Origin of the sequence: Streptomyces nanshensis, assembly GCF_001751255.1 — a bacterium.
In the GTDB taxonomy this organism is placed as follows: Bacteria; Actinomycetota; Actinomycetes; order Streptomycetales; family Streptomycetaceae; genus Streptomyces; species Streptomyces nanshensis_A.
Genome location: NZ_LJGW01000599.1, coordinates 1 through 2,422, shown reverse-complemented (window position 1 = coordinate 2,422; position 2,422 = coordinate 1). Strand labels below are relative to the sequence as shown.

Genomic DNA, 2,422 nt, shown 5'->3' with positions numbered 1-2,422 from the left:
CGCGCTGCGCGGGCCGGGCCTGCCCGTCGTCGCGGGCGGACGCAGCGCCGGTGCCCGGGTCGCGTGCCGTACGGCCGGGGAGCTGGGCGCCGCCGCGGTGCTCGCGCTGTCCTTTCCGCTGCATCCGCCGGGCAAGCCCGAGAAGTCCCGCGCCGGCGAACTGGCCGGTGTGGACGTGCCCGTGCTCGTGGTGCAGGGCGGACGCGATCCCTTCGGCCGCCCCGGGGAGTTCCCCGAGGGCACCCGTCTCGTCGAGGTGCCGTACGGCGATCACGGCTTCGCCGTGCCGAAGAGCGCGGACGTCGGGCAGGAGGAGGCGCTGGCGCTGCTCACGGACGGCGTCGCGGCCTGGCTGGACGGGCTCGCGCTGTAACCGGCGGGCGGGAGGACCCGGGGGAGCGGAGCCCGGAGTTCCGGGGATCGGAGCCCGGGAACGGTGCATGCCCCGCGCGGGAATGAACACCCGCCGCGCATGCGTTCACGGGACAGTCGTACTACCGAGACCGAGGGAGCCGTCAGTATGGGGCCTGTCGCTTGCCCGCAGCGTCCGAAGGCCGTCGAGGTGGACTGGGCCACGGTCGCGCTCGCCGGCGGGAGGACGCCCGGAGCGGCGCGCGGCGTGGAACGTCGTCTATTCTCCGATTCGGGCGGGTCCGCGAACGGACTCGCCGGAGCACCGGAGGAGGTGGGTCCGGTCACCGGGACCGAAGACGGCGGCCACGCCGGGCAGGAGACCGAGGCGGAGCGCAGCGCGCGCTTCGAGCGGGACGCGCTGAACTATCTCGACCAGATGTATTCGGCGGCGCTCCGCATGACGCGGAACCCGGCCGATGCGGAGGATCTCGTACAGGAGATGTACGCCAAGGCGTACGCCTCCTTCCACCAGTTCCGCGAGGGCACCAATCTGAAGGCCTGGCTGTACCGGATCCTCACCAACACCTTCATCAACTCCTACCGGAAGAAGCAGCGCGAGCCGCAGCGCAGCGCTGCCGAGGACATCGAGGACTGGCAGCTCGCACGCGCCGAGTCGCACATGTCCACCGGTCTGCGTTCCGCCGAGGCCCAGGCCCTGGACCACCTGCCGGACTCCGATGTGAAGGAGGCCCTCCAGGCCATCCCGGAGGAGTTCCGCATCGCGGTGTATCTGGCGGACGTCGAGGGGTTCGCGTACAAGGAGATCGCCGACATCATGGGGACGCCGATCGGCACGGTCATGTCCCGGCTGCACCGCGGCCGTCGGCAGCTTCGCGGCATGCTGGAGGACTACGCGCGTGACCGGGGTCTGGCCCCCGCGGGTGCCGCGCAGTCGCACGACGGGAAAGGTTCGGGCTCATGAGTTGCGGAGATCCGCACGAGACGGACTGCTCGGAGGTGCTTGACCACCTCTACGAGTACCTGGACCGGGAGATGCCGGACAGTGACTGCGAGAAGTTCAAGGAGCACTTCGACGAGTGCTCGCCCTGCCTGGAGAAGTACGGCCTGGAGCAGGAGGTGAAGAAGCTCGTCAAGCGCTGCTGCGGACAGGACGAGGTGCCCTCCGATCTGCGCTCGAAGGTGATGGGCCGGATCGAGCTGATCCGCGAGGCGGAGGCGGCCGGTTCGGCGCAGTCGGGGGCGGAGTTCCAGGGCGAGGGCGCCGGGGCCGTGCCGGAGGCCGGGCACGACCAGGCCGCCTCCCGTGACCGGTCCTCCGCGCAGACCGAGTCGTCGGTGGAGTCCGCGCAGGGACGCAAGCGCTTCGCCTGAACGCCGGGCCGCTCTCCGCCCGTACGGTGTGCACGGTGCCGCTGTGCGCCGCGGGCGCCGATCGGCCCTCGCCGTACGGGAGTTGAGAACGGGCCGTCTCCTGCGGCTACGCGTACTCACTCAAAGGTGTGAGAACTTCCGTTCACGTGCGGAACATTGCGGCGATGCGGCCCCACTCCCGTCCCAGCCGTCCTATTCTCCCCCTTCCAGCGTGGTATGGGGAGGGGTTTTCCGATGCGTGCAGGGCGAGCCGGCCTGCCGTGGGCCGCGCGTGCACTCATCGCGTGCGCGGCGTCCGGTGCGGTGTGGTGCGCCGCCCCCGCCCTGCTCGGTCCGGGGCACGTCGAGTGGGCCGTGCTGCTGCCGCTGGCCGCGCTCTACGCGATCTGTGAATTCGCGCCGCGCTGCCCGCTGATGGGGCACCGGGTCCCCGGCAACATGGGCGCGTTCTTCCCCGTACTGCTGACCGCCGCGTTTCTGCTGCCGCCCGCGGCCGCCGCACTCGTACCGCTTCCGGGGGCGCTGATCGGACGGGTCGAGCACCGGCACGCGGCGGCGCGCCGGGTGTGGCACGCGGCCCAACTCGCCCTCGCCGCCTGGGCGTCGGCGTGGATCTGCGCACCGCTGGGCGCGAGCCTCGCCGGTGCGGGCGCTTCCGCGGGCGCTTCCGTGGGCG

The 2,422-nt window shown here is 71.9% G+C and carries 3 protein-coding genes and 1 pseudogene; all 4 read left to right on the top strand.

From position 1 onward, the window contains the following. On the top strand, positions 1–373 hold a 373-nt coding region (locus AN218_RS30090), incomplete at its 5' end, for an alpha/beta hydrolase family protein (RefSeq protein WP_338059652.1). Positions 374–685: 312 nt separating this feature from the next. Beyond that, on the top strand, positions 686–1,336 hold the full coding sequence (locus tag AN218_RS30085) for a sigma-70 family RNA polymerase sigma factor (RefSeq protein ID WP_070020210.1): 651 nt from the start codon (positions 686–688) through the stop codon (positions 1,334–1,336). Beyond that, on the top strand, positions 1,333–1,746 hold the full coding sequence (gene rsrA / locus AN218_RS30080) for a mycothiol system anti-sigma-R factor (RefSeq protein WP_070020209.1): 414 nt from the start codon (positions 1,333–1,335) through the stop codon (positions 1,744–1,746). Before AN218_RS30085 ends, rsrA begins: the two co-directional genes overlap by 4 nt. A gap of 234 nt (positions 1,747–1,980) precedes the next feature. Then, positions 1,981–2,422 (top strand): annotated as a pseudogene (locus AN218_RS30075) (HD-GYP domain-containing protein); the annotation flags it as partial.